Raw genomic sequence first — 24031 nt, 5'->3', positions numbered from 1 at the left:
AACGGCAATAGAAAGCCTCGCCTGTTGACTCGCGCCAACAGCGTCTGGGAAGAATGAACGTTTCTTAGCCGTCCAACCTGTATTGGGTTTAAACAGCGGACTCAGGCACGACCGGCCAGGTGATGTCGGTTGGGAAACCGGCTTGATGCTGGATGCGGTTCAATTCGACGCTGTAGAGTTTCCAGTCCAGCAACGTCAGCTGTTCCTGGTCACTGGCCTCGCCGATGTCTTCGGCGTACTGGAAGGGAGCGATTTTCTGAACCGCGTCCCGCAGCAATTTGTCGCGTTTGGATAACACTTCGCGCTTGATGTCGGCCAGTTTCAGCGTTTCATCAAAGACCCAGGCGTTATCACGCCAGATGTAATAGTTACCGGGCCAGGGCTCGGCGGTGTACATCTCCGGCAATTCGCCGAACTCGGTCCATTGCAAATGAGCGCCGTTGTCCTTGCGATAAACCGACCCACGCCAGTCCACCATCTCTCGCGGAACGCCGTTCACCATGACCCATGAATGGTGCTCTTGGGCAGCGGGTAATTCGAAGGAAAGCTGGATGCCGTTACTTGGGATTTGAATGCCCATGCCGGGGGTGACGAAAAGTTCTATCGGGCCAGATAGAACACCTGAGCCGTCAAACAGATAAATATACATAATGGCCTCAGATCAGCTTGATTCGGGCGGGATAGGCAATGTTTCTAGGGCGAGTTTCAGTGCTGAAAGTGCCGATATTGCCTACAAGTTCGCCACTGGAAAAGAAAAGTGGATTGGGATACGTCGTACCAACTATCCCCGTTGCAGGAGCAGCATTAACGTCACGAGTCACGTCCCAAGAGCCATCAGCAATACCAGGCCCCGGACGATTAGCACTACCCGAACTGGTAGGCAAAAAGTGGTTGTGACTTTCAAGGGCATACATTTGTCTGCTGCCCGCCGAACGATCAACATCTACGCCTCGGGCCTCATCCAACACGCGCAAGAACTCGCCACGAATATCGGGAAGTCGAAAGGTTGTCGCACCATCACCGCTGGTCCACGCACCTTCGTTCCCCGCTCTGGCAGCTTCGGTCACTAGCGCACCGGACGCTTGCGCAAAGTCCCACAGCCACGGCCATTCGCTACGCACCAGCAAATTACCGTTAAGCACTGCATACCCGCCGGGGATAACCTGGCGTGTGCTCTCGAAGGAAATGCGTCCCAGCGCCGTCGAATCAAAGCGATTTACCGGCCACCAGACCCCAGCCTCGTCGCTGCGCAAATGCCACCAGTCACCGCTACCCATCAACACTAAGAATGGATAACCACTGGCTGCCAAGTGAGTGTGGAACCTAACCCTATCAGTTCCTGCAGCGCGCACCGTCAGGCGGTTACCGCTGTTATCCACACGTCGCACAATCACATCGCGAACACCAAGCGCCGCGTTGGCTGTCGGCAGGGTTACAGTGTTCGCACCAGCACTGGCATCGATCAGCACAAGCCCCAATTCCTCGGCGGTCAGCACTTTTGAAACCGATAACCGTGTAATCACCGAACGCATCGGGCTGCTGCGTCCAAGGATGGTTTGCAACGCCTTGATCAACTGTCCGGTGTCTGCTTCGGAGGGTGTCATGCCGGCCGCCGAGATCACGCTAAGGATTTCCTGGGTGACACTGTTTCCCCATACGGCAGGAATCAGCGATCCAGGCGTGCCCGCCAGCGGACTTTCATCCACGAACCGACCGTTCACCAGCCCGACGCTGGGAACACTTTTTGGATAATCCATGTTTTATTGCTCTCTATGGATGGGTTCAAGCGCGAAGAGATAGCGCTCGGATAGTCGCAAGCACCTCATCAGCCACTTGGCTGGCAAGATCCGCCTTGCCTTTGGCCATGTGTGCGCGAATCTGTGCCTTGGCCTTGAGGCGCAGTTCGCGAAGCGCCAGCAGGTTCGCTTCAAATTCAGCGGCCTTGGCGAGAATCTGATCCGCCGCCTGCCTGGCTGTGCGCCCTTTTACGACCCAGGCAGAAACCGACAACGGAACGGCTTTTTTCGGGTAGCCCTGATCCTTGAAGGCCTGCGCTTCAAGGGCCGCTTGTCGATATTCCAGGGCGCGCAGGGGATCACCGGCCAAGGCGCGACGGGCGCTGTCGGCAGCGGAATCGATCTTGTCGCACAGGCGTTCGCCTTCCTGTTGTTTAAGCACACCCGCTTTCTCAACATCCAGCACCCAACTGTCACCGTTCCAGTCATGGGCTGGAGAAGGCCGCGCGGGACGCAGCCCTTCCTCGAACTGATGCAATTCTTGAACGACGTTCATCGAATCAACTCCCAGGAAAAATTAACGTTCACAGCAGCGGAAAAGTTGATTGCAATGCCGTTGGAATAGTCCGATTGCGCAAAGGTCTTGATCCCCATGCTGAATAGCAACTCGTCACTAGCAGCATTTGCGGCCCCAAGGGTATGTTCGGCTTGGTATACCTGCCACAGCGAACGTAGTTCGGAGTGATCAAAACTGGCCGTCAAAGTCGAAACGGTAGTATCGCCAACGACATTGCTGGAAAAAATCAAGGCCGGCGCACCGGCGGAGGACCAACCATCCCAATTACTGGATGTCCCCACCGTGGGATTCAACGAGCAGTAGTTACCACCGAGCCATCCGCCCGGAGCAAAACCAACAGTTGTAAGGCCAGTGGGGTGGGGCGTCGGATTACCCACTATCAAACGTGCCGCCCGGGCGTGAGGATCAAGCGGTAGTGAAACCACGCCACTGCCATTGACGGTCTGCGTCCACATTAACCGGGCACGGTTGTAGATCAGCCTGACGACAGGTACCGATCCGGGTCCAGCTGTCACTATCCAGGCAATGCAAATGTCTAGCGGGGTCGACTGAAAGCCCCCACCCGCAGCCCCATTGGCGATACCCTTCAGCCCCTCGGGGGCCGAGTCATGAGGGGCTCCGCGCTGCGTGTAGAAGGTCAGCGCTCCACCGCTCACCTGCGCTCGCAAGAAGTAGCTAGAGGTCGGCAATAGATCGCCGCTGCTCCATGCCTGAGTGGTAAAGGTACGCACTCTGCCCAACTGTCCCGACACCACTTCCTGTCCCAGGCCAATCAATACGCCCGCGGGAATCGAAACGCGTCCGCCGCTGGTTGAAACCGCAGAGGGAGTCACCACCAGACGTCCGTCAGTAGTGGCCACGGTCGGCATGGGCAGCGAACTTATCGGCAAAGCAGAATCAAGCGTCCATCCCCTGGCCGACACACTGCGAATTGCTTGCAGCAACTGATCATATTTCTGCTCGTCCGGCGTCAGCTCACCCGCCTTGATGACGTTCAGAATTTCCTCCGTCACCCCATTTCCCCAATCCGCCGGAATCAACGACCCCGGCGTCCCGGTCAGCGGGTTTTCATCCACGAACTTCCCATTCACCAGTCCGGCGCTGGGCACACTCTTCGGATAATCCATCTTCTATTCCTTAGTCATAATTGATGTGAACCTTCGTATGCGCCGGTGCACTGCGATGAATCAGGCACTCCAGAGCCGAGCCCGGATTGACGCCAAAACGCTCGCCCCAATAGCTCGCGCCAAAACGCCGCCCCAGCAGCAGCCGGCCACCGGTATTGAGGGTCCACATGAACTGCGCCTGCCAGGTGCCAAAATGCGCTTCGCCGAACCGGGCGCGGCCCATGCGCGGCGCCTTCAGTTCGGTGATGGTGGCGTTGGGGTAACCCTGGCTCTTGGCGATTTCCACGTAATAGGCAATGGCTTGGCTGCCCACCGCCAACAACCGTCGGCGCACCGCCAAACGGCGATCGTCATACAACGGCGTGGCCCCGAGGCACGGATCCGGCAGGTTCATCACCCGCTCCCAGTCCGGCACCAGCTCACTCACGCCCGCCGGGTCCATCTCGTTGAGCAGGTCGGCGGCACGGGCGTCGAGGCGGGCCAGTTCCTGGGCGATGCCTTGCAGCACGTCGTCCAGCTCCGGCACGTGCTCCGGATCCCATGCCGGGCCGCTGGGCAGCAGGCTGCGCAGTTGGGCCTGGTACTGTTCGGCGGTTCTTATTCCAGCCATGTGCAGCCTCCGAACGTCAGCAACTGGTTGCTGGCGGCGACGACATCGGCGACTGGCGCGCTGAGTTTGTGGTCGGTTTCGCCGGTGGCGCTGCTGATGGCTTCAGCGATATGACTGAGCAACAGCGTTTCGCCGAGGCCGGCTTCACGGTTATGCAAGTCGCGCAGTTGGGCCTCGATGGCGGCCCGCACGGCGCTGGTGTCCGGCGTGATGCGCAGCCGGTAGTTCACCGGTACCTGCGTCGGCGCCAGCACGTGCAGCTCGGCGGTCACCGGGCGCAAGGGCTCGATATAGGCCCGCACCTCTTCCAGTTGCTCGGCGTTGGGGATCGGTTGCGGGTCGTCGTCCCGCATCACGAACAGGCCGACGGTGCCTGGCCCCAGGTAGCTGCCCCGACACCACGCACGGGTGATGCCGGGGCACTCCAGGGCCCAGGTTTCATAGTCCTGGGCCGAACCGCCGTGGGGAATCACGCGATAGGAACGGATCACCCTGGCCCGCAGGGACTCAAGGCTTTCCCGGGCAACACCGCCGGTCAGCCCCGGCGCCAGCACGGTGAAGCGATTGTCGATGCCCAGAAGCGGCTGCACCGGTGTCAGCACCAGGCCGGCATCGGCATTGCCCAGGCTACCGGCCTCCAGCGCCGCGACGGTGGCGGTGTTCAGGCCATTGCTGGTGGTGCGGGCGGTGGTCACTTTATAAGTGCGGCCATCGGTGGATTGCAGCAGCGTATCGACATCCAGCACAGCACCGGCCGTAGCGCTGAAACTGACATTGCCGCTGGCCACTTGGGCCGCTTTGCGCGCCTGGTTCAGGCGCAGGGCGGCGATGCGTTCCAGGGTGGACTCATCGGCCTTGTCCGGCAGGATCTGCTCGGCGATCCAGTCCAGGTAGCCATACAGGCCGTAGGCGGCGCCGCCAAGGGTGCGGGCCAGCACCTGGGCATCGGACTGGCGCAGCGAATCGCTGGCCAGGTCGCTTTGGGCGCGCTTGATCAGCACCGGCAGCGAAGGGGTTTCAAACGGCATAGGTCACCTGCCAACTGTTATCGGGGTTGATGTCCAGGCGCTCGCCGTCGGCCAGGGTCAGGACCGTGCGCAGGTTCAGGCGCTGGGCGTCGAGGCGTTCGCTGATGATGTCGATGGCGCTGCAGTGGCCGTCATCGATCAGCCATTGCAAGGCTTCGCGGGCATAGAATTCGGCGTCGAGCTGGGTCTGGCGGGTCAGCTTGACCCGGCGCAACAGCCACAGCCGCGAGCCGATGCGGTCGTCGGCAACGGTGGGAAAGGTGTCGCCCCACCAGCCGAAACGTTCGTCATCATCGACGGCATCGTCGTCGGCGGCGCGGCGCCAGGTGAACAGGCTGATCAGCACCGAGCGGGTCAGCGCGGCGTGCAGGTTCTGGCTGATGAACATCATTGGCCTCCCGCCGGCGCACCGGTCTGGCCGTTGCCGGCCTGTACGCCAACATGCACATGTTTGATCTGGCTGATGCCGCCGGCGATCTGGTCGCCTTGGGAGACGATCTTGCCGGTGTGGTTGATGACCGGGCTGTCGATGTTCACCGCGCTACTGGCGCGGATGTTCAGGGTTGCAGTCTCGATGTCGATGACACGACCGCGCTTGAAGTGGAGCTTGTCGCCTTCGTCGGTGTAAAGCGCCACTTCGCCGGGGGCCAGGGCCTGGAGACGGAAGCGGCGATCGGCAACCACCAGGACCACGGCATGGGAGCGGTCGCCCCCCAGGAACGTGGCAATGCCCTCGGCACCGGCCAGCGGGTTGCTGGTGAAGCCGTAGGGTTCGAAGTGCTCCATGTCGTCGTTCACTTCGCCGGCGGTGAGGCGCATTTGCAGCGACTGCAACTTGGTGGCCGAATTGGCGAGCACGACAGTGCCGCGCGCCAGGAGGCGGGTCAGTAGGCTCATTGAGGTTTCCTTGAGAATCGGGGACTTGAACGCGGTGTTCGGATCAACGTCTCTATTGGCTGCACTGCCGCCATCGCGAGCAAGCTCGCTCCCACAAGGGATTTGTGGTGGGCGGATACTTTGGGGTCGCTCTCGAAATACTGTGGGAGCGAGCTTGCTCGCGATAGCGGCAGCACATCCGACATCGATGCAAGCTGACCCACTGCCATCGCGAGCAAGCTCGCTCCCACAGGGGATCTGTGGTGGGTCGGGGCTCAGGGTTTTGGCGGCACCGGGTTGGCGTCGAAGGTATGCGGCGGCGCGACTTGCAGGGTGGTGACGGAGCCTTGGGACGACAGCGAATACGTCACTTTGGAAATCAACATGTCACCGTCGAACCCCAGCACCGGGTCGATCACCCGTACCAAGGTGTTGTGCCGCCACAAGTCACCATTGGCCTGGCGCCAGCCTTGCACGCGGTAGGTGGTGGTCAGGGCCTTGCCGGTGCGGATGGCGCTTTCCCAATCGGCCCGTTGCTGGGCCAGTTCGAAGGTCAATTGCGCGCTCTCGCTGATCACCGTCACCCGCTTGCGCTTGAAGCCCAGATCGGTGGCGGTGCCAGAGACTTCACTCACCACCGCCCCGCTCTGTTGATCATTGCCCTTGTGCTGGCCGATGACCCGGTATTCGGAGAACACCTGGCTATAGTCCATAGGTGCGCTGCCCGACAGAATGTTCTTGCCCAGCTCCAATACATCACTGGCCCGCCCACCGCTGCCGGGTTTGGCCAGCAACACACGTCCTTGTGCGTCGTCGGTGGAGAACACTCGGAACAACGTCAGCAAACGGTCGATGGATTGAAAGACCGTTTCCCCCGGCACGATGCTGTGTTCGCTCAACCGCGCGGTTTCAGGGATCTCGCTGATGACTCCCACGCCGTATTGCGATGCCAGGGCCTGGACGATGCTCAGCAGCGTTTGCCCGCGCCATTGGGTCGGGCGGTTGATCGCGGCGCAGTCCACCAGGTCCTGGGTCTTGGAACCGCCTTCAATGCTCAGGCTGATCTGTCGACCGTCATAGCTGACCGGTGCCTTGAACACATAACCGCTGAGGACCAGATCGGCACCAATGCGCACCTGGCACTCATCGCCCGGACGGATCGGCACGGCTTGGGTCTGCCCCGGCCATTGCCAAGTGATGTCGAGTTTGAAGGTGCGAAACTGGCGCTCCAGGTCCGCACTGATTTCCACGCTTTTCCAGCCGCCGTAATCCAACCCGCCGACAGTAAGCGAGACAGCGTTGTCGAGCTCGCTCATGGCTTATTCCCCCGAGACTTTCAGGTCATTGGGCGGCAGGAAACCAGGATGGGCGACGCCGTTACGCTGGGTCACCTCCGTCACCCGGGTGGCATCGGCGAATTGCTGATACGCCACCACCAGCGCCGGCAGGCTTTGCTTGAACGACAGGTTGATCAGCCTGACACCCGAAGACGCCACCGCCGTCAGGTGCGCGGCCATTTGCTGGCGCAGGTTGTTCATCGCCTGGTAGTGCTCCGGATCAGCCTTGAGGGAGGCCTGCCAGATGACATCGTTGAGGGCATCGCGCAGGGCCAATACATCGTCGGCCACCGGCACGTCCCGGCGCTGGACCGGTTGCACGGCCTGTTGCGCCACCGATGGCGTGGTGCCCAACTTGACCGCAGGCGCTGCTACCGGCATCGCCGCAATCCATTGCGCGGCCTGCACCAACAGCGTGTCCTGCACCAGGTCGGCCACGGCCTGGGCCGCCGCCGTGGTGTCCTTGCCCGTCGTGAGTTTGGGCGCGTCGGCCTTGCGAATGGCCTCCACCTGTTGCGACACGCTGGCAATCACGCCGCGATAGCCGTCACGGGCAAAGTCCTTCAGTTCCCGAATATCGCCCAGCAACCCCTTGAACTCGGCCACCACCTCCTTGGGCAACGCTTTCACCGCCTTGACCAGATCGCTGAGTTGCCGATAGGTCTCGATCAACGGCTTGAGCTCCTGCTCGATCACGCCGTAGATCTCCTTGAGGCTGTTGCGCAGGTCAGCGATGCCGATCCGTGCGGCCTTGATCAAGGTCATGGCGTCTTCGAAGCGCCGCACCGCCGAACCGAGGAAGCTGTCGGCCGAGACCAGCAGCAGTTTCTGGCTGTTGATCGTGGCCGAAGGGAATTGCAGCGGCTGGTCGGGATAGAACTTCAGGGCGAACGTCACCAACCCGCCGTCCTGACGGGTCTGGGTCATGTCGCACTCGCCGACCTTGACCTGCAGGCGCCCCAGCCACGGGTGCACCAGTTCGCCGCTGCCCTGCTCCAAGGCCTTGAGCAGCTTGTCGCGCTGCTCCAGGCAATCGGGGCCGACGATGAACGCCGTCAGCTCATGAATTTTCGCCTGCTGGCCGAGCCCCTCGAAAAACGGCTGGTCACGCTGGGGATATTCATGCAGTTGGCCTTTGTGGCCGACCGGGGTTTTCGCCTGGTCGACCCAGAACCCGACGCCACGAAACGACGCCGGCAACAAACGATCACGCCAGCTCATTGGAGCCTCCTGTGGACAGTGAGCGATAGCCGATGCGCGAACTCACCGCCAGGGCCGGTTGATTGGTCTGGGGCGGATCGGCGCGCAACCCGGCCGGCGCATTTTCGAAGCGCACGGTCAGGCCGCCTTCGAGTTGCGTGCGGTTATTGGCGGCGCTTTGTTGCACCAGGGCGCTGGAGGTTTGTGGCAACGTACCCGGCGCCAGCGAGGTCTTCGCCGGAACGTTGGCGGAGGCTGGCGCCAGGCTGGACGACAGGCCCGGAGGCTGCTCGCTGGCCGCGCCAAAAAACGCCGGCGCCAGCTCACCTTTGCCTTCGGCGTTGGTGGCGCGCTGCGCCTCGGTCAAACCCTCGACCTTAGCGGTGAACGAGGTGATCATCTCGCCGAAGCCGCCGTTGAAAAATGCCTTGATCGGCGCGATCACCGCCTGCAACTCGTTCCACCACTGGCTGAACCACTCACCCACCGGCCCCCACTGCTTGACGAGACCCTCGATGGGTGACCAGTCGAACAGGCCGCTGAACACCGCCAGCATGATTGACACCTGGTTGCGCACGCCCTCCCAGATCCCGGCGAAGACTTCACCGATCGTGCCCCAGTTGGCCATGATCAGCCCCAACGGCGTCCAGTCGAACAGGCCTTTCAAGGCGTCCATCACCGGCACGGTCAAGGCCCTGAGCAGGTCCCAGATCGCCGCGAACAACCCGGTCAGGGGCGCCCAATTGGCAACGATCAAGCCCAAGGGCGACCAGGCAAACAGCGTCTGCATGAAACCGATGACCGGCGTTGCCGCCGCCACGATCACATTCCAGAGGGCGCCAAAAAAGCTGCTGATCGGCCCCCAGTTGCTGATCACCTGCCCCATCGGGGTAAAGGCGAACATCGTCTTGAAGAACTCGACCATCGGCAGGACGATCGGCGCAAGCCTCTGCCAGAGTCCGGCGAAGAACGCTGAAATCGGCTCCCAATGGGCGACGATCATCCCTGCCGCCAAGGCGATGCCCATGGCAATCAAGCCGATGGGGTTCATCTTCAAAGCCAGGTTCACCACTTCGAACGCCTGGCTCGCGCCGCTGACCGCCATCTGAATCGCGTTGAACGCCACGACGCCATTCGCCAGGCCCTGTACCAGTTGCGGGTTGTCCTGCAGCACCTGGGCCACGCCGCTGACCATGGGCTGTAAACTGACCGCCACTGCGTTGACCGCTGGCCCCAAGGCTGAGCCGAACTGCACCGACACGTTACTGATGGAAGTCTTCAATCCATCCAGGTTCTGTGCCGCTACACGGGGCGCTTCAGGGGCCTGGACGGCGCTGGCCGCCGCGCTCGCGGCGCCCGCTTCGTCCTTGAAGGCCAGCGCCGACTTGAGCCCGTCCATAAAGGGCTGGGCCAGGCCGCCGCTGGGCAACAGACCGGAAATATCCAGGCTGCCCAGACCCGTGGCGTCGAGGTTCTGCTTGAAACTCGCGACCTTCGCACGAAGGCCGGCGAGCTTGGGTGACAGCTCGTCGATGCCCGTCAGCAGCACCGCTTTTCTCTCTACCTTTTGTGTGTCTGCCATCACTGCACCTGCTGCATCGCATTGATCCGTTGCGCGTGCTCCAGAGATTCGCGGAGCACATCCAGTGGCCTGGCCATCATCTGTTCGGGGTCAACCTTCCAGAACCAGGCCAGGTCATAGGCGGCGGCGATCAGGTCGCCGATGGCTGCGACGCCGCACTCATGAAAAAACTCGCGACGGCCCAGCTCAGGGCGTTGAGGTCAGCCAGGTCCAACTGGTTGACCGACGACGGTGGGATGCCGGCGCACACCGCGATGTATTTGGCCGCGACGTCCATGTCCAGGCTCACCTCCTCGCTCTTGTCGATCTTGTAGGGCAGCGCCTTGATCGCCCGGACCTCTTGCACCGTCGGACGGCGCAGGGTCAGTTCGCTCAGCGGCTCGCCGTGGGCCTCGATGGCCACGCGCAGCGTCACGAGATCAGTCATTGCCAGGTCCCCTTGATGCCTTCGAATTTCAGCTCGATGGTGGCGTCGTCGCCCTTGGACACCGGCTCTTCCACCAGGTAGGCGCCAGCCAGCACGTAGACCTTGCCGTTGTTGAATTCGCAAGTGACGGTCATATCAGTGCCGGCGACCAGTTGCTTGAGCGGGAAGTCCGCGGTGTGCAGGGCCGTCACCTTGAAGGACGGGGCGATGTCGGTTTCCTTGTAGAAACCCGGTACGACGGTTTCGCGTTTGGTGAACATCAGTGGCGCTTCGCAGCCGCCATTGATGGTCAGTTGAGCGCCGTCCACTTTGACGTAGCAGGTGCCCGCAATCAGTTGACCCATGGTGTTTCTCCCTTCAAATAAAAAGCCCACGCAAGGTGGGCTGAATGCATGCGACTGAGTGCTACCGTCAGGCGGCGGCGTCGTATTGCAGGCGGAATTGGTTGAGCAGCGCGAACACCCGCAGGCCGTTGATGTAGTCCGGTGGGAACAGCACATTGACCCGGCTCGGGTCCTGGCTGTCACGCTCCACAACCAGGTGTTCGGCGAACAGCTCGGCGTTTTCCACGTGGCCTTCCAGTTCGAGCTTGGCGTATTGCGCGATCAGCTCGCCGCGGATGGTGCTCGGGGTCACGATGGGCTGGCCGGCGCCGAAACGGGTGCCGTCGGAGGCCAGTTTGTGGCGACCGTACTTGCTGGTGATCACGCTTTGCAGACGACGGACGATGAACGCCGACTGGTGCATGGTTTCGCTGTCCAGGTAGGAGTTGTCAGCCTGGCCGAAGGCATTCTTCTGATACGTGGTGATGGAACGCTGGATGCGTACGTAGCCACCTTCGTAATACGCCGTGGCGATGCCGTAGTTGAGCAGCGACTGGCGCTCGGTCAGGGTGAAACGCTCGCTGGCCGGTGCCGGGTCCAAGCCTGGCAGGCTGCCGCTCTGGGTCGGACGGCTGGCGTCGGCGGAGATGAACACCGCCGTGCGAGCCGCCAAGGCCGCGGCCTGGACCCAGAACGGTTGCGGCACGCCCAGCTCCAGCGCCTGGAGGGTCATGTGCTGGTCGTTGCGCGCCTGTCCGGCGGCGACCAGGGTGCCAATGGTGCCGCGCTTGGCGCTGTAGACATGGCCGAACAACTGCTTGGCCCAGGACCAGCGGCCGGTGTTGTCGTCCATGACCGCTTGCCAGGTGTTGAGGCTCGCCACGTCGGACCAGGGCATGGCGATGAATTCGAAAGGCTCGTCGCCCAGGGCCGCGACGGCAGCGGTCTGGTCCGGCACACCGGCGCCCCCGGTCATGGCGTTGATGGCGGTGGTCAGCCCCGCCGGGGTGTCTTCGCCATTGCTCTTGCCCAGGCGATTGAACTGCAGGCTGATGTCGTTGCCGCTGTCGCCGGTCCATTTGGCACTGAGAGTCACGACGCCTTCGGCGGCCGCAGCGGTCACCGGCAAGTCGGCGGCGGCGTTGATTTTCAAGGCCAGCGCAGTGGCGGCCTGGGCCGCCGTGGCACCGTTGACGATGGCGGCCTGGACGCGCACACCGCCGACGTACAGGTTGAGCACACCGCTTTCAGTCGCGGTGCCGGTGAAGGTCAGCACGCCCTTGGCGATGGCGCCTTCGACGTTGTGCAGCGGCAGGCACCAGATTTCGCCGAGCGGGTCGGTCTTGCGCCAGGTTTCGTACATCGAGGCAAGCATCGAGCCTTGCCCGCCGATGTTCTTGGCCAGCGCGACGCTGGACACCAGCACCAGTTTGCCGACATCGGCCGGGGCGACATTGTCGTTGACCTGGGCGACGATCAACCGGCGCATGGCCGATGACGCACTATTGGCGGCCGAGTTGTCCATTTCGGCGTAAAACAGCGGAACACGAATGTCCGCGGGAATGTTGCTGAATCCGATCGCCATTATTTGGCTCCCTGTGGTTTGGCCGCTTTCACGGCTTTGGTAGTGATATCGCCATCGGCCAGACGTCGACGCCACCAGGCGTTGTCCGGCACTTCACGGCCGTGGAGGGGCAACAGATCGCCCGCTTCCGGGTCCGGTACGGCACGGCCCGGGGCCGGCAGCACGGTGATGCGTTTGCTCATGGGGTTACGTCTCCAGAGAAAGTCAGTTCCACGCGCCCGTCGGGGCCGGGATGTTTCAGGTTGGGGTCCGCCGGGTCGATGGCATCGACCCGCACGGTGGCCCCGGTAAAGGACGACAAGCCGTCCAGTTCACGCTCGTGCCAGCTTTCGGCAGGCTGGCTCGCCAGATTGCGGCCCAGCTGGAACTCGGCGAAAAAGCGCAGCCGGTACACCACACGGCTGTTGTTGAGGGAAACCAGCTCACCGCCGTCGTACTCGATGCCGGTGTAGTCGCCAGCGGGTTTGAACCCCACCAGCGCGCGCCAAAATTCGGCACGCAGGTCGTGCAATTGATTCAGCGCTGTTGTCACGTCGGTGAAATCAAGAACCAAGGTCACTTCGAAGCGGTCGCGGATCGCTTGCCGGGTGGCGTTTTGCGCCGTGTTTGCACTGGCCAGATCGTTGACCGGCGCTACGTAGGCGCAGGGGGGTTGCAATGTGCCAAGGTCGATACCGGCGGCCACTCGATTGGCCACGGTTGGGCATTGCTCACGCAACTGCGTGAGGATCGGAGTGATCTTCATGGAGGAACTCCAGGTGTATGGAAAGTGCTGCGAGATATCGCGAGCAAGCTCGCTCCCACACGGAGGGCGGTTGGACACGGGGATGTGCAACACGAACAAAACTTGTGGGAGCGAGCTTGCTCGCGATAGCGGTGGGTCAGGCAACATTGATGCTGAATGTGCTGCCGTCTTCGCGAGCAAGCTCGCTCCCACCGGGTTCAGCGGTGTTTGAGGGTCAGGTGTCAGGCCCTGGCATCCAGGCAGGTCGCGTCAATCTTGCAGCGATAGCTGTTTGCACGGTCACCGGAGGCGGTGACTTTATCGATCGACCAGCGACCACGCATGAAGTCCGGCCAGGTGGGGTCCAGCAGCACGATGCCTTCCGCCGACAGCCCCGGGTTGCCCGGGCATTCGATCTTCACCTTGAGTGCTTCGCGCATCATCCGACGCACCTCACCTTCACCGGCGGCACGGGCGTCGTTGGCGCTCTGGAAACGCTGGCGAAGGGTCTTGAACGGCGCGATGCCGCTCTCCTCCACTCGCAATGTGCCGGTTGCCGCGTCCCACCAACGGGTCTTGCAACCCTGGTATTTCGCCCGGGCGGTTTCATCAAGGACGGCTGAGATAAAAGCCTGATCGCCTGGACGATTGTTCGTCGTCACTGACAGTTTGATTTGCGGCAGGACTTTGCCCGACAACGACTTCGCCTGACCGCGCCGCGCCAGTACATACAACTCGTTGACCGGCTTGGCGACCGCGTCATAACGGTGAGCCAGGCGCGTCAGGAACCCCATGTCGGTTTCATTGGACTGGTCGATGTGTTCGATCTTAATCAGCGACAAGTCCGGCGCCACACGGGGAGAAAAGCCATGCCTGGAGGTCAATTGACGAAACAGCGCGCCCAAGGTCGTCGGGCCATGGCTGACGGAGCGGCGCTGCTTGAATCCAGTCTGGTCCGCCGCACTGAACGGCGCGGCCATGGCCACCAACGTCAGGCGCAACGGGAACAGCGTCGGCGTGCGCCGGGTAATGACGAACTCGCCCTTGTCCACCAACCCCGACTCCAGATAACCAACCCGCAGACCGATTTTCCCGCCCAGGCTGGGCAAGCCTTCAAGCCCCTCAAGGCTGATCGTCAACGTCAGTTGGTCAGACTCGATTCCCGCCGCGTCGACGTGGCTCCAACTGAGCAATCGTTCGTTGAGCAGCGCGGCGTTCGCGCCATAAATTTCCACCGCGGGCGTGAAACCCAATGACATGTCGCCTCCTTAATCCCAGGCCGAAACCGGTGGGCTTGCCACGGGTTTGAGGTCCACTTCCGGCAAGACAACCCATACGCCCGCCGGCAATACCGGGCTCCATTCAGCCAATCCCGGATTGAGCAGCCAGAGCGCCTCCTCGACGATATCGTCACAACGCTCCAGCTCTCGGTACAGCAACAGATTCACCGAGTCACCGGCGATACTTCGAACCCTACGCATTGGCGAACTCCATCAATTCAACCACCCAGCCGACCACCATCGCCGTGCCGTCATCAATGATTTCGGTCTGGGTTTCCGTGACCTTGTTGATCTGCCACAGACCCCAGTTGCGACCGATGCCATCGACCAGCGGCAGCGGGATGCGCTGCGCCTGCAATGCGCGCAGCTCATCGAGACGATCCATGGCAGTCGCGTACATCGACTTGCCCGTGATCGTCAGCCCTTGCAGGCCTTGGCCGATCTGGCTGGACTTGGGTTTACTGGTGAGAATGTCGATGCTTTTCCAGCCACCGTCCGACGTGTGTACCAACTGGTGGTACGCAAACTTTCTCGACAGCCCAAAGATGAAACTGCCGAGTGCCATTTGTTGACGCATCACGTACCTCCGTCGGTCAGGGCGGCGTCACTGCGCATGGCCAGTGAGCTGGGCATGGTCGTTAAGCCGAATTGGCCCGAGAGCTGCTGCACGACCAGGTTGGCCAACTGACTGGCACTGGCCTGGTCCTGGCCGTTGATGTAGATGTTCGCGGTCATGGTGTTCTGCTGTGTGGTTGTCTGGGTGCTGGCCAGGTCTTTGCTGATCTGGTCTGGAGCGGCGAGCCTGTCGGCGGGGGCGACGAGTTTTTCACCCAGGGACGCGCCGGCATCGCTTCCCAGCCAACCGCCCAGCAGTCCGCCAATCAGCCCTCCGATGGCAGTGCCGATCACCGGTACGACACTGCCCAAAGCGGCACCGGCCGCAGACCCCGCAGCAGCGCCTGCCCAGCCGCCACCCGCGGCTCCCAAACCTGCGCCCATCATCCGTTTGTCGCCGGTCAACACACCCTCGGCCACATCAGCGACGGCGCCGACCACTTTTAATGGGCCGGGCCCCTTACGCGTCATCGAGCGTAATGAGGCCGTGGGCGCGAGTGAAAAACGCCCTGCGCCTCCCCGCGAGCCTCGTGTACTCACCCGTACTTTCGGCCCTCTCGTGGATTCGGGACGCTGGCTGGCATTGCTTGTATCCAGCTTGTCCCCTGGAGGATTTTTCCTGAAATCTTCGGAGATCACCTCGCCCAATCGGCCGGGAAGGTGCGCAGCAGCCTTGCCCAACACCCGCTTGGCCACCTGATTGGACATCTCATCCGCTACGGCTTTGAGCAGCGCCCCCACCAGCGGTTTGATCGCCGCGCCTAGCAGCACAATGGCCGCGGTGGCTTTAGGAGAGGACTCAGCCAACTCACTCAGGCCATCGGTCAGCGAGCCCAGCCACTGAAACGAGTTATCCGCCACAGGCATCAGGGCGTTTCCCGTGGCCACCGACAAGCGCTCGTTGCGGGCGTTGAGGATGTTCAACTGGCCCTGCCGGGTGTTCGACAGCGCCAACGCGTCCTGCCGCACCGAGCCGTCATTGCCCAATTGCGACGTGGCGTATTGGCCTGGGTCTTTCACCTGCAAGAAGGCGGCGTTCACATCGGGCAGTTTCTGCGCCATGCGCAGCACCGCCTCATCGCCATTGCCGAATAGCGTGGCGGCAAGGGTCGAGCGCCTCTCGGCCGGTTGCGCGTTCAACGCCGCCAGCACCGTCATCACCGTGCCAGGCGCGGTGTCCTTGTCACGCAAACCGCTCGCCACCGCCTTGGGCTCCAGGCCCAGCTGTTTCCAGGCCGTTTGCTCGGTGGCGGAGGTCTGGTCAGCCTTGCCCAGGGCCGTGGTGAAACTATCCAGCGCCACGCCAGCTTCAGCTTGTTGGGTACCGGTATTGAGCAACGCCGCCGTCAACGCGGCGGCTTGTGCAGGGGCCAGGCCTGCCGCCGTCGCCGCCGCACCGTCACGCTGCAAGACCGCACCGATCTCAGCCGGTTTCGCACCATTGGGTAGCTTGCCCAACTGGTTGGCGGCATCCGCCAAGTCAAAGGCTTCGGCGCCGTTGAGCTTCATGGAGATGCGCCAGTCGGCCAGCATTTCGGCGGCCTTCATGGCCGGCATCTCGAACGCCGTCGCAGTGACGCCAGCATCCGAGGCAAAACGCGACAGTGCCAACTGTCGCTCAGAGGCATCGTGCACATCGCTACCGATGCCTTTGCTGGCCGCCAGGCTTTGCATCCTCACCACTTCAACCGCCGTGGTGCCCCTGGCCGCCACCAGCGGTGCGGTGGCGATCTGCTGGGTTGACTCAGCCACCTGTTGAATCTGGCGCGGCCCGAATTGGGTGGCCTTCTTCAGATCGGCCATGGCCGAATCCATCGCTATCGCGGGTTTGAGCAGCGCCGGTGGTTCGATACCGCCACTCGGCTTGCCCTTTGGCTCACTGGCCGACTCGCCCTTGGCGTCGGCGCCCATCGTTTGGGAAAGCAATCGTTGCGCCGACAGCTTCACGGTCAGCGACTCGATTGCCGTGGTCAGCAGGCCGAGCTTGAGCCCGAGTGTTTCCAGCGCCAGATCGAGGCTCGCCAGTTGATCCCTGGCGAACGCGCCTTGGGCCGACATGCCACTGGTGAGGCTGGTATTACCGAACGCCAACCCACTCTCGTTGAAGGCTGCGTATTTGAGCGAATATCTATCGTCCGCCATCCCGCTCTACTCCTGTTTCACGCCAAGGCGAGCGATCGCGATGTCGTAGCGGCGCAAGGCCTTGCCGGCGTCCCACTCCAGGATTTCCGCCTCACTTACCGAGTAAATGAGCGGCACCACATCGAGGATCACTTCGATGTCGCGCTCCGAAAGAAGTCCGCCGGTTTGTTTAAAAAATCGTCGATGCGTACCTGCAGTTGCGTCCAGTCGGGCACGGTCAGCCGATCGAGATCGGGGATCATCAGACCGGCGCAATGGGCGGTGATGAACTCGGCGCGTTCCTTGGCCGTCTTCAGTTTTTTCATCGCCTTGGTGGCCCGCAGCACCGGCATTTCCAGGGTCAGCGAAGTCATGCTGCGGCCCGCGACGTCGAGCGGTTGCAGCAGCTGTACCTGATCAGGGTCGACGGATGAGCCGGCCACCTGTTCCAGGAAGTGGGACGTCGGACGGGTAGACATTTCATGCACGTACTGCGCAATGCTCACGTAGTCCGGGCGCGTGAGCTGGTCGAGTTCCTTGACCGACAGCCCGGTGGCCAGTTTGGCCAGTTCGAAGAACTGATCGTCTTCGTCATCGCCGGCGCGGGCCAGGGCGTCTTTTTGCGCGGCGTAGTACAGCGGCTTCAGTTGGAGTTGCTTGATCTGCGACTCGTCGTCACCGGTGATCGGCGACAGCAAGACGTGAACGGGAGGCGTCCAGGACATGGAATCAGTTCCTTGATAAATCAGAGGACAACCTGTGGGAGCGAGCTTGCTCGCGATGACGTCGGATCAGTCAGCATCGATGTTGGCTGACACACCGCTATCGCGAGCAAGCTCGCTCCCACAGGGATTGGGTTCAACTGACGGGCATTCGTTTACGGCAACAACACCGCACGGCGAGCATCGCCGAGGATGTCGACGCCGTTGAGTACGAACTTCTGGGTGCGCACGTCGATGTCGATCACCGGGACGCCGTTTTCCAGGCGGTTGTAGGTGCGGCAGGACAGATCGAGGATGGTCTTGGGTTTCTCGTTCATTTTCAGCGTCGTTTCCTCAAGGGACTTCAACTTGCCGCCCACCGTGTGGTAAGTGAACCAGGTGTTGCCGTCCTGATCCTGGCCGGCTTCACGCACGTTCAGCAGAATGTCGTCGCCCACACTCACGCCCAGCGCCAGCATGACTTCCGGACCGAGGCCTTGCAGTGTCAGCTTGGCCGTCAGCGCTTTGCCGGCCTTGGCCATTTCCTCGCCAATGAAACGGCCGCCACGCATCTCTTCCATCTCGAATTCGATCTTCGGCGGGGTGAAATCTTCCACGGTCGCCGACAACGGCAGGCCCTGCAGGGTGGCCGCGATGGCCTGTCTTACGCGGTTGGTAAACATTAGAGAACGTCCTCCAGGAACTGCTCGATGATTTCATCGCGGGCATTGAGTTGATAAATCATGTGTTCGTTCGGCGCGTAGCGGCCGTAGTCGATGACCACGTACCAGGTACCATTCTTGTACTTCTCGACGCTGTTCAATTCCGGGTGCAGGTACACGCTGCCGCCGGGGATGGTTTCGTCAGCGACCAGGGTTTGCAGCCAGTCGTTGATGCGCTTGACCTCCTGGTCCATGAACGACTTGGTCAGGTTCTTGGCCATGGCTTTCTGGCCGGCCTTGACCAGCTTGCGGCTGATGGCATCTTCCAGGCCGACGTAGCTGATGAACTTGCCGGTGATGGAGCGGTTGCCCAGCAACGAGAAGCCGCCGAGGATGGTCCGGGCGTAGTAGCTGACGCCGTAGCGGTTGAGCAGATCGCCTTCGGTGGAGGTGTCGAGGATGTTGTATTCGACGGTGCGGGAAACGTCTTCGGCGTAGGTGACCTGGTTGCCCGGGCTCTCCCATTGCTTGACCTTGGCAAGGGCGGCGATGGCCAGGCTCGACGGCGCCAGGAAGACGTTTTTCTTCGCGGCCTTGGAGTACACCGCCGGCATGTTGTGCACCACCAGGCAACGGTCGAAACCGAGGTCGGCGCCGCCCAGTTCCTGGCTGTAGGTCACCTGGTCGGCGACCGCGACGTCCTTGCCATCGAGCACCACACGGGCCTTGATACGCTTGCCGAACGAGGCGAACTCGCTGGCCACGGCCTTGGTGCCGGTAAAGCCCGGCGCGCCGATGATGGTCAGGTCTTCAGCGACCCCACTCAACGCGGCCAAGCCCAGCTTGCGCCCGGTCTGCGCCTCGATACCGCCGATCACATTGTTCTGCGTGTCGGCCAGCGTGGCGCCCTCTTCGACGATGACCACGTACACCGGCACCTTGACCACTTTGAGGATCTGGTAGACGGCGTGGAACAACGTCCCCGCTTCGGCACCGGTCGGATCCAGCTGGGCCTGGGTGGTGAAGCTGTTGATGCGGAACGGGGTGTTTTTCGGAATCAGCGGGTTGGCATTCGGCGCGGTGCCGACCAACCCGATGACGTTGTCACCCAGGCCACCCATGGCCTCGGGAGATTCAGTGGCATTGACGGTAATGCCGTTGTGCTCGAAGTTCAAAACCTCAGCCATGGTTATTCAGCCTTCTTGGTGGCGGCCTTTTTGGCCGGGGTGGATGCAGAGACCGGTTCACCAGCCTCGGTTTTTTTCAGCTCCAGGCGACCCGCACTGCGCAAGGCATTGGCCTCGACGTCGAGCAGGTCGAGTTCCTGGCCGGCGGTCGACCAGTGACCACCGCCGGTGGGGAATGGGAGGAGCACGGTGTAGGTTTGGCGTGGTGCCATTTTGGGGTTCTCCAGATACGAAAAAGCCCCTTGAGAAGGGGCTGTTGGGTGTTGGACGGATAAGAAAACGCCCCGTCGGGGCGGGGCGTTTATTGGGGCTGTTTAAGCAGCCAGAACGGTGTTATCGGACGGTGATCGACCAAGGGGAACTCTTTCCGCTCCGGCCAGTTGCGTAGCGTTCGTCGATACGTTTGAAGCTCCGAGTACTGTTCGACAGAAAGAGTGGTCTCTTGCCCCTCCTCCAGCTCGTCTCGATGCCGGGCAACCATGCCATCGGTCACAACAAGCTGGCCGTCACGCCATACACGCTCAATCGCTGCTAAAGACTCAGGCGACTGTTCAGGTGGATTGACAAGTATTGGATAACCATCTTCGCCACTTGAAATCCGCTTCCCTTTGGACTGTCCCTCAAGAAGCGCCATATGTCGCTCTTGGGTTATTTCGACTACATCTTCGGGGATCTGAGCAGCAGAGTGAATGGAGTCATCGTAGAAACCACCCGTTGTCTTGCTTGAAAAAAGAGTCACGTTCTCACCTCACACTCACAGTCCCTGTATCCAAGACTGATAAAGTAGTTTTATTTTGTTAGGAGTTCCTTATCCTGAATGTCAGTAACCGATGGCAAACAGGAAGATGGCGTCGCCCCCAGTCGCCAACTGACTCGCGATGCTGGCTGATACTTTAGAACTTCCAGATGGATGAGCACCACATGCGTACATGCTGCCACCAGAAGCCGTGGCGTCGTTACTGGCAAACACACGAAACACTGCGTTTGGGAATGCTATCGGGTAAGTCCATGTACCAAATCCGTTTGTAGTCCCTGCAGTGCCCCACTGGATGATCAGACCGCTCGGGAGTCTCTGATAGCCATTGGCCACGAGACTAGCGCCAAACTGGCTACTGTGTTTGTTAAGGTGCGAACCGCCAACCATTCGCCAGCCTGATCCGACGTTCACAAGAGTGACTGAATCAAGCGCCTCAATTGAAAACGAGGTGATGGTTGAACCCGTTGCCCCTACGTTCGGACCTATGATGTCGGACCCTGCCGCCGCAATAGTGGTATCAGCCACACCGGCAGAAAAATGAATCGTCGCGCCGGTTGGCAGCCCACTGATGGGTGGCAACGTAACAGTTTTACCAAGAAGTCCAACGGACCCTACCAGTAGGAAGCCACAATGCGCAGCCGTCAGGCTGATCGTATCGGTAATAGCTATAGCGGCACTTAGATTACCCAGAGCTCGTTGCACAAACAGGTTTGTAGCAAGCTTGTTCGTGTTATCAAACTGAGCCCCTGTTTGAGCTGTAGGCGCTCCTTGGAAAGCTGGGGAATTAATCGGCGCAAACCCTTGAGTGATGTTCTGAAAACTCAGCGCCGTAGTACCTAGCACGATCACACCATCGGTTATCAACTGCCAGATCGTATTAGCAAATGTCGTCCCTTCCTCAACCGAGACAATCAACCCCGAGGTAACCTCGGCACTTGCGTCGGCATCTTTCGCACGAATCCATGCGCTGTTTGCAACCACATAGATTCCATTGTCTTTCGCCAACGTCTGGGCTTTAACAAGCACCCGATCCCCAGCGACGGCGGCCACTCCATCGATCATTTGCGCGCCACTCAAGACAACATTGATGGTCGTCGCCACCCGCACAGACTGTTTCCTGTCGAGCTTGGCAAGCTCATCGGCAACGTAGCTTTGCACCCAGGCCCGCGTCGCCTTGACCACCGTATCGTCAATCAGCAACGTCACCGACTCAGCATTGCTGGTCTCGAAAATCGACCGAATGTAAAACTCTTTCCCCGAACCGGAAGTCGCCAACACCGGTTTGAACGACTCTGGATATTTGACAATCGCATACAAAATCCCGGTATCGGTCCAGATCCCGGCCTCCCGCACATACCAGCCGCCCACTTCAGGCGGGATGGTCACTTCAGCCAGCAACCAGCTCGGGTTTTTCTCATCCTGGAACAGTGCATTGAGCGGCCCGCGCCACACTTCGCGTTTAAGCGCCGTGGCGGTGGCGGCTGGGTTGTAGACCGCGCCGCCGCCGTCACCAACGGAAATCTGCGACAGCTTGATGGGTGTGCCCGCCGCCTTGCAGGCGGTTTCGTAGGCGATCCCCGCATCGGTGAGCAGGGTGTAGTAGTCGGCCATTTAGGACCCCTGTGGATAAATAGTGGAGGTTTCGACGCTGTAGAGCCCGGCGGCCATGAAGGCCTGGCCCGAGGCTTCGAGCCCTTCGATGACAACCGGATAAACCGTGGTCAGTTCGCCGCACAGCGTCGCGGCACCGATGACGTGCCTGCCGAAGGCCCTCAAGCCGACAGACACCGTCAAGGTGTCGCGTTCGCTCTTGGCATCGGCCAGGCGACGGTCGAGACGGGCGTCGATGGCTTCGCTGTAGGGTTGCTCGGTAAACGCCCTGACGGAAAAACTGTAGGGCGGACCCGATGGCGTTTGCTCATACCAGGCGCGTACTTCAGGCATCAGTTGCAAACCCTTGGCGGCATTTTCCAGCGCCTTTCGCGTCCCGGCCTGCCGCGCGGTGGGCCAGGCGAGTTCAACGGTCAGGCGCTTTTCAGTCTCAGGCGCTGCAGAGCTCCACTCACCGACGCCGCGGTCCGCCGCGAGATACGGCAGGAATGCGAGGGGCGTGGCCGCCGGGTTCATCAGCTCGGGAAACGGCGGATCGATGCGTTCGAGCAGCCGGGCGAAACCGAGATCCAGCGCCCGTTCCAATGGCGAACTGTTGACCGGCAGCAGGCTCAGGCGGGGTGTGTCGTCAGTCATAACGTGTCCACCTCGACCTCAACGCCTGTGCAGTACGGGGCTTGGAAAGCCGTCGTCACAATCGGTGCAAGTGGTTCGAGAATCTGGAGCTGAACCGCGCCAGCACTGTGCAGCGTGTAGTCGATCCAGCTCGGGTCCACCCGACCTTCCAAGCGATGACACGCCTCGGCGTATTCCCGCAATTGCTGTTCGGCGGCAACCTGGGTCAGGCCCGAATCCGGGCCGGCGTTGATCTTCGCCACGACGCGGATTTTGTAGGGCTTGATTTGCGCGGCCTGCACGATGACCAGATCGGTTTCCGGCCGCACATCAGGCCGGGCGAAGTGCTGGCGAACACCGTTCAGCAGCGCTTCGGACGGTGTGCCGTCGCCCTCGCGGGAAAGCACCGTGACCGTGACTTCGCCCGGTGCCGTCCGGCGTCCGTTGCCGTCCTTGACTTGCGCGGCGAGACCATCCGGATCGAACGTGTAGGTCACGTTCACGACACCGCCAGCGGCACTTTCCACCTTCACCGCAGGCCGTTCGCCGAGGGTGAAGACCTCTCGCCGATACTGCATGCGCGAGCCCGCCGCCGGAGCATGGGGCGCCAGGTAGTAGCGCAACCGCGCATCGTCATCGCTCTCGTAGACCGGGGCGATGGGCGGGAACGCTGCCGGGTCGCCCGGGTCGAGCAACTGACGCTCAAGCCCCATGTCCGCAAGGCGGGCATCAAGGTTGGTCCCGGTGGCCCACCACGCCAACATCTGCTTGATGCGAGCGTTGTATTTGCGTTCGTGGGTTTGCAACCGTACGCAGAACGCCTCAAGCGCCAGGGTCAGCAGTTCGCTTTCGTTTTCGAGGCTGTCCACCAGCTTCGCCGCGCTGGCGGGAGAGCGTGCGGCGACGTACTCGACCACGAAGGTCTTGAACTCCGCGAGAAGGTCCTCGAATGCTTCGACGGTGACGATGGCCGGTTCGGCCAGTTGGTTCTGGCCGGGTATCAACATGCTCATGTCACCACCTCGAAAGTCTGTTTGCGGTTTTTCCAGGTGCCGGCGAAACGCAGCAGCAATCCGGCACCGTGCCGGCTGGCGACAATGACCTGTGGCTCGAAATCATCGATGCCATTGTCCGGGTTGTAGAACGCTTGGGCCGCGTGGCTCTGGGCGAGGATCAGCAGGTCGTCGCCGAGGTTCTGACCCAGCAACTGCGTGAGTGCGCAGCCATACAACGGGCGCTTCTGGCGAGTGCCCAACGGCGTGGTCAATGCACGGGTGGCGCGCTGCACGAACTGCAGCCAGTCGTCGACGGTGGCGCCGGTATTTCGATCGATTCCAATCATGAGGAAAT

Annotated in this window: 30 protein-coding genes; all 30 read right to left on the bottom strand. The window is 61.4% G+C overall.

Translation table 11 applies throughout. The features are described from left to right. Positions 1 to 88 precede the first annotated feature (88 nt). The 30 genes from AB7M32_RS10370 to AB7M32_RS10225 all read right to left on the bottom strand — a co-directional run bounded on the left by AB7M32_RS10370 (position 89) and on the right by AB7M32_RS10225 (position 24023). Positions 89 to 649 carry a tail fiber assembly protein gene (locus AB7M32_RS10370; protein ID WP_454249842.1) on the bottom strand — a complete coding sequence of 187 codons (561 nt, stop codon included), beginning with the start codon at positions 647 to 649 and terminating at the stop codon, positions 89 to 91. 7 nt (positions 650 to 656) lie between these two features. Continuing rightward, positions 657 to 1757: a phage tail protein gene (locus AB7M32_RS10365; protein WP_454249841.1), complete on the bottom strand. Its 1101-nt coding sequence runs from the start codon at positions 1755 to 1757 to the stop codon at positions 657 to 659. Positions 1758 to 1782: 25 nt separating this feature from the next. Beyond that, entirely contained in the window at positions 1783 to 2292 is a 510-nt protein-coding gene (locus AB7M32_RS10360) for a phage tail protein (RefSeq protein WP_454249840.1), read from the bottom strand. Further along, the gene (locus AB7M32_RS10355) at positions 2289 to 3440 is read right to left on the bottom strand and encodes a phage tail protein (RefSeq protein WP_454249839.1); all 1152 of its coding nucleotides are present in this window, start codon (positions 3438 to 3440) and stop codon (positions 2289 to 2291) included. Before AB7M32_RS10355 ends, AB7M32_RS10360 begins: the two co-directional genes overlap by 4 nt. Positions 3441 to 3450: 10 nt before the next feature. Further along, positions 3451 to 4050 carry a YmfQ family protein gene (locus AB7M32_RS10350; RefSeq protein WP_072410592.1) on the bottom strand — a complete coding sequence of 200 codons (600 nt, stop codon included), beginning with the start codon at positions 4048 to 4050 and terminating at the stop codon, positions 3451 to 3453. Next, positions 4038 to 5078 (bottom strand): baseplate J/gp47 family protein, encoded by a 1041-nt coding sequence (locus AB7M32_RS10345; protein ID WP_454249838.1) that lies wholly within the window; start codon positions 5076 to 5078, stop codon positions 4038 to 4040. Before AB7M32_RS10345 ends, AB7M32_RS10350 begins: the two co-directional genes overlap by 13 nt. Continuing rightward, positions 5068 to 5466: a phage GP46 family protein gene (locus AB7M32_RS10340; protein WP_072387841.1), complete on the bottom strand. Its 399-nt coding sequence runs from the start codon at positions 5464 to 5466 to the stop codon at positions 5068 to 5070. Before AB7M32_RS10340 ends, AB7M32_RS10345 begins: the two co-directional genes overlap by 11 nt. Continuing rightward, on the bottom strand, positions 5466 to 5975 hold the full coding sequence (locus AB7M32_RS10335; RefSeq protein ID WP_072410595.1) for a phage baseplate assembly protein V: 510 nt from the start codon (positions 5973 to 5975) through the stop codon (positions 5466 to 5468). Before AB7M32_RS10335 ends, AB7M32_RS10340 begins: the two co-directional genes overlap by 1 nt. A gap of 254 nt (positions 5976 to 6229) precedes the next feature. Further along, a complete protein-coding gene (locus tag AB7M32_RS10330; protein WP_454249837.1) occupies positions 6230 to 7270 on the bottom strand; it encodes a phage baseplate assembly protein in 1041 nt (346 codons plus the stop codon). Between the two features lie 3 nt (positions 7271 to 7273). Beyond that, a complete protein-coding gene (locus AB7M32_RS10325; protein WP_454249836.1) occupies positions 7274 to 8512 on the bottom strand; it encodes a DNA circularization protein in 1239 nt (412 codons plus the stop codon). After that, positions 8499 to 10073 (bottom strand): phage tail protein, encoded by a 1575-nt coding sequence (locus AB7M32_RS10320; protein ID WP_454249835.1) that lies wholly within the window; start codon positions 10071 to 10073, stop codon positions 8499 to 8501. The genes AB7M32_RS10325 and AB7M32_RS10320 overlap by 14 nt, the downstream gene beginning before the upstream one ends. A 130-nt stretch (positions 10074 to 10203) precedes the next feature. After that, complete coding sequence (locus AB7M32_RS10315; RefSeq protein WP_092165897.1) at positions 10204 to 10500, bottom strand: phage tail assembly protein; 297 nt, start codon at positions 10498 to 10500, stop codon at positions 10204 to 10206. Beyond that, the gene (locus AB7M32_RS10310) at positions 10497 to 10844 is read right to left on the bottom strand and encodes a phage tail tube protein (RefSeq protein ID WP_003198314.1); all 348 of its coding nucleotides are present in this window, start codon (positions 10842 to 10844) and stop codon (positions 10497 to 10499) included. The genes AB7M32_RS10315 and AB7M32_RS10310 overlap by 4 nt, the downstream gene beginning before the upstream one ends. 67 nt (positions 10845 to 10911) lie before the next feature. After that, positions 10912 to 12408, bottom strand: a complete 1497-nt coding sequence (locus AB7M32_RS10305; protein ID WP_454249834.1) for a phage tail sheath subtilisin-like domain-containing protein — start codon at positions 12406 to 12408, stop codon at positions 10912 to 10914. After that, entirely contained in the window at positions 12408 to 12590 is a 183-nt protein-coding gene (locus AB7M32_RS10300; RefSeq protein ID WP_454249833.1) for a DUF2635 domain-containing protein, read from the bottom strand. Before AB7M32_RS10300 ends, AB7M32_RS10305 begins: the two co-directional genes overlap by 1 nt. After that, a complete protein-coding gene (locus AB7M32_RS10295) occupies positions 12587 to 13153 on the bottom strand; it encodes a phage tail terminator protein (protein WP_454249832.1) in 567 nt (188 codons plus the stop codon). Before AB7M32_RS10295 ends, AB7M32_RS10300 begins: the two co-directional genes overlap by 4 nt. 221 nt (positions 13154 to 13374) lie before the next feature. Further along, on the bottom strand, positions 13375 to 14391 hold the full coding sequence (locus AB7M32_RS10290) for a phage late control D family protein (RefSeq protein WP_454249831.1): 1017 nt from the start codon (positions 14389 to 14391) through the stop codon (positions 13375 to 13377). A gap of 9 nt (positions 14392 to 14400) precedes the next feature. After that, a complete protein-coding gene (locus tag AB7M32_RS10285; RefSeq protein WP_454249830.1) occupies positions 14401 to 14613 on the bottom strand; it encodes a tail protein X in 213 nt (70 codons plus the stop codon). Beyond that, entirely contained in the window at positions 14606 to 14989 is a 384-nt protein-coding gene (locus tag AB7M32_RS10280) for a phage tail protein (RefSeq protein WP_072410629.1), read from the bottom strand. The genes AB7M32_RS10285 and AB7M32_RS10280 overlap by 8 nt, the downstream gene beginning before the upstream one ends. Next, positions 14989 to 17169 (bottom strand): phage tail tape measure protein, encoded by a 2181-nt coding sequence (locus tag AB7M32_RS10275; RefSeq protein ID WP_454249829.1) that lies wholly within the window; start codon positions 17167 to 17169, stop codon positions 14989 to 14991. The genes AB7M32_RS10280 and AB7M32_RS10275 overlap by 1 nt, the downstream gene beginning before the upstream one ends. A 6-nt stretch (positions 17170 to 17175) precedes the next feature. Then, entirely contained in the window at positions 17176 to 17301 is a 126-nt protein-coding gene (locus AB7M32_RS10270) for a hypothetical protein (protein WP_256573040.1), read from the bottom strand. Then, positions 17298 to 17873: a phage tail assembly protein gene (locus AB7M32_RS10265; RefSeq protein ID WP_454249828.1), complete on the bottom strand. Its 576-nt coding sequence runs from the start codon at positions 17871 to 17873 to the stop codon at positions 17298 to 17300. The genes AB7M32_RS10270 and AB7M32_RS10265 overlap by 4 nt, the downstream gene beginning before the upstream one ends. Before the next feature lie 152 nt (positions 17874 to 18025). Further along, positions 18026 to 18532, bottom strand: a complete 507-nt coding sequence (locus AB7M32_RS10260) for a phage major tail tube protein (protein WP_072410645.1) — start codon at positions 18530 to 18532, stop codon at positions 18026 to 18028. After that, positions 18532 to 19698, bottom strand: coding sequence for a phage tail sheath protein (locus AB7M32_RS10255; RefSeq protein WP_060738969.1), 1167 nt, complete (start codon positions 19696 to 19698; stop codon positions 18532 to 18534). Before AB7M32_RS10255 ends, AB7M32_RS10260 begins: the two co-directional genes overlap by 1 nt. Before the next feature lie 2 nt (positions 19699 to 19700). Beyond that, positions 19701 to 19910: a hypothetical protein gene (locus AB7M32_RS10250; RefSeq protein WP_454249827.1), complete on the bottom strand. Its 210-nt coding sequence runs from the start codon at positions 19908 to 19910 to the stop codon at positions 19701 to 19703. Between the two features lie 89 nt (positions 19911 to 19999). Further along, positions 20000 to 20437, bottom strand: a complete 438-nt coding sequence (locus AB7M32_RS10245; protein WP_454249826.1) for a phage tail protein — start codon at positions 20435 to 20437, stop codon at positions 20000 to 20002. Positions 20438 to 20518: 81 nt separating this feature from the next. Further along, positions 20519 to 22066: a phage tail protein gene (locus AB7M32_RS10240; RefSeq protein WP_454249825.1), complete on the bottom strand. Its 1548-nt coding sequence runs from the start codon at positions 22064 to 22066 to the stop codon at positions 20519 to 20521. Beyond that, positions 22067 to 22702 (bottom strand): phage tail protein I, encoded by a 636-nt coding sequence (locus AB7M32_RS10235; protein ID WP_454249824.1) that lies wholly within the window; start codon positions 22700 to 22702, stop codon positions 22067 to 22069. Continuing rightward, positions 22699 to 23694, bottom strand: a complete 996-nt coding sequence (locus AB7M32_RS10230; RefSeq protein ID WP_454249823.1) for a baseplate J/gp47 family protein — start codon at positions 23692 to 23694, stop codon at positions 22699 to 22701. The genes AB7M32_RS10235 and AB7M32_RS10230 overlap by 4 nt, the downstream gene beginning before the upstream one ends. Next, a complete protein-coding gene (locus AB7M32_RS10225) occupies positions 23691 to 24023 on the bottom strand; it encodes a phage baseplate protein (RefSeq protein WP_014336817.1) in 333 nt (110 codons plus the stop codon). The genes AB7M32_RS10230 and AB7M32_RS10225 overlap by 4 nt, the downstream gene beginning before the upstream one ends. Between the last annotated feature and the right edge of the window lie 8 nt (positions 24024 to 24031).

Source organism: Pseudomonas sp. R151218B TE3479, from assembly GCF_053629195.1.
Note: the sequence above shows the minus strand (reverse complement) of the source record. Positions and strands in the feature narration are given on the sequence as shown.

Bases quoted from the DNA above. Each gene is read 5' to 3' on its own strand.
- AB7M32_RS10305 (WP_454249834.1), bottom strand. From the start codon at position 12,408: ATGGCGATCGGATTCAGCAACATTCCCGCGGACATTCGTGTTCCGCTG.
- AB7M32_RS10265 (WP_454249828.1), bottom strand. From the start codon at position 17,873: ATGTCCTGGACGCCTCCCGTTCACGTCTTGCTGTCGCCGATCACCGGT.
- AB7M32_RS10355 (WP_454249839.1), bottom strand. From the start codon at position 3,440: ATGGATTATCCGAAGAGTGTGCCCAGCGCCGGACTGGTGAATGGGAAG.
- AB7M32_RS10240 (WP_454249825.1), bottom strand. From the start codon at position 22,066: ATGGCCGACTACTACACCCTGCTCACCGATGCGGGGATCGCCTACGAA.
- AB7M32_RS10230 (WP_454249823.1), bottom strand. From the start codon at position 23,694: ATGAGCATGTTGATACCCGGCCAGAACCAACTGGCCGAACCGGCCATC.
- AB7M32_RS10310 (WP_003198314.1), bottom strand. From the start codon at position 10,844: ATGGGTCAACTGATTGCGGGCACCTGCTACGTCAAAGTGGACGGCGCT.
- AB7M32_RS10300 (WP_454249833.1), bottom strand. From the start codon at position 12,590: ATGAGCAAACGCATCACCGTGCTGCCGGCCCCGGGCCGTGCCGTACCG.
- AB7M32_RS10285 (WP_454249830.1), bottom strand. From the start codon at position 14,613: ATGCGTAGGGTTCGAAGTATCGCCGGTGACTCGGTGAATCTGTTGCTG.
- AB7M32_RS10365 (WP_454249841.1), bottom strand. From the start codon at position 1,757: ATGGATTATCCAAAAAGTGTTCCCAGCGTCGGGCTGGTGAACGGTCGG.
- AB7M32_RS10255 (WP_060738969.1), bottom strand. From the start codon at position 19,698: ATGGCTGAGGTTTTGAACTTCGAGCACAACGGCATTACCGTCAATGCC.
- AB7M32_RS10235 (WP_454249824.1), bottom strand. From the start codon at position 22,702: ATGACTGACGACACACCCCGCCTGAGCCTGCTGCCGGTCAACAGTTCG.
- AB7M32_RS10370 (WP_454249842.1), bottom strand. From the start codon at position 649: ATGTATATTTATCTGTTTGACGGCTCAGGTGTTCTATCTGGCCCGATA.
- AB7M32_RS10320 (WP_454249835.1), bottom strand. From the start codon at position 10,073: ATGGCAGACACACAAAAGGTAGAGAGAAAAGCGGTGCTGCTGACGGGC.
- AB7M32_RS10360 (WP_454249840.1), bottom strand. From the start codon at position 2,292: ATGAACGTCGTTCAAGAATTGCATCAGTTCGAGGAAGGGCTGCGTCCC.
- AB7M32_RS10260 (WP_072410645.1), bottom strand. From the start codon at position 18,532: ATGTTTACCAACCGCGTAAGACAGGCCATCGCGGCCACCCTGCAGGGC.
- AB7M32_RS10345 (WP_454249838.1), bottom strand. From the start codon at position 5,078: ATGCCGTTTGAAACCCCTTCGCTGCCGGTGCTGATCAAGCGCGCCCAA.
- AB7M32_RS10275 (WP_454249829.1), bottom strand. From the start codon at position 17,169: ATGGCGGACGATAGATATTCGCTCAAATACGCAGCCTTCAACGAGAGT.
- AB7M32_RS10290 (WP_454249831.1), bottom strand. From the start codon at position 14,391: ATGTCATTGGGTTTCACGCCCGCGGTGGAAATTTATGGCGCGAACGCC.
- AB7M32_RS10295 (WP_454249832.1), bottom strand. From the start codon at position 13,153: ATGAAGATCACTCCGATCCTCACGCAGTTGCGTGAGCAATGCCCAACC.
- AB7M32_RS10325 (WP_454249836.1), bottom strand. From the start codon at position 8,512: ATGAGCTGGCGTGATCGTTTGTTGCCGGCGTCGTTTCGTGGCGTCGGG.
- AB7M32_RS10340 (WP_072387841.1), bottom strand. From the start codon at position 5,466: ATGTTCATCAGCCAGAACCTGCACGCCGCGCTGACCCGCTCGGTGCTG.
- AB7M32_RS10350 (WP_072410592.1), bottom strand. From the start codon at position 4,050: ATGGCTGGAATAAGAACCGCCGAACAGTACCAGGCCCAACTGCGCAGC.
- AB7M32_RS10250 (WP_454249827.1), bottom strand. From the start codon at position 19,910: ATGGCACCACGCCAAACCTACACCGTGCTCCTCCCATTCCCCACCGGC.
- AB7M32_RS10335 (WP_072410595.1), bottom strand. From the start codon at position 5,975: ATGAGCCTACTGACCCGCCTCCTGGCGCGCGGCACTGTCGTGCTCGCC.
- AB7M32_RS10225 (WP_014336817.1), bottom strand. From the start codon at position 24,023: ATGATTGGAATCGATCGAAATACCGGCGCCACCGTCGACGACTGGCTG.
- AB7M32_RS10315 (WP_092165897.1), bottom strand. From the start codon at position 10,500: ATGACTGATCTCGTGACGCTGCGCGTGGCCATCGAGGCCCACGGCGAG.
- AB7M32_RS10330 (WP_454249837.1), bottom strand. From the start codon at position 7,270: ATGAGCGAGCTCGACAACGCTGTCTCGCTTACTGTCGGCGGGTTGGAT.
- AB7M32_RS10280 (WP_072410629.1), bottom strand. From the start codon at position 14,989: ATGCGTCAACAAATGGCACTCGGCAGTTTCATCTTTGGGCTGTCGAGA.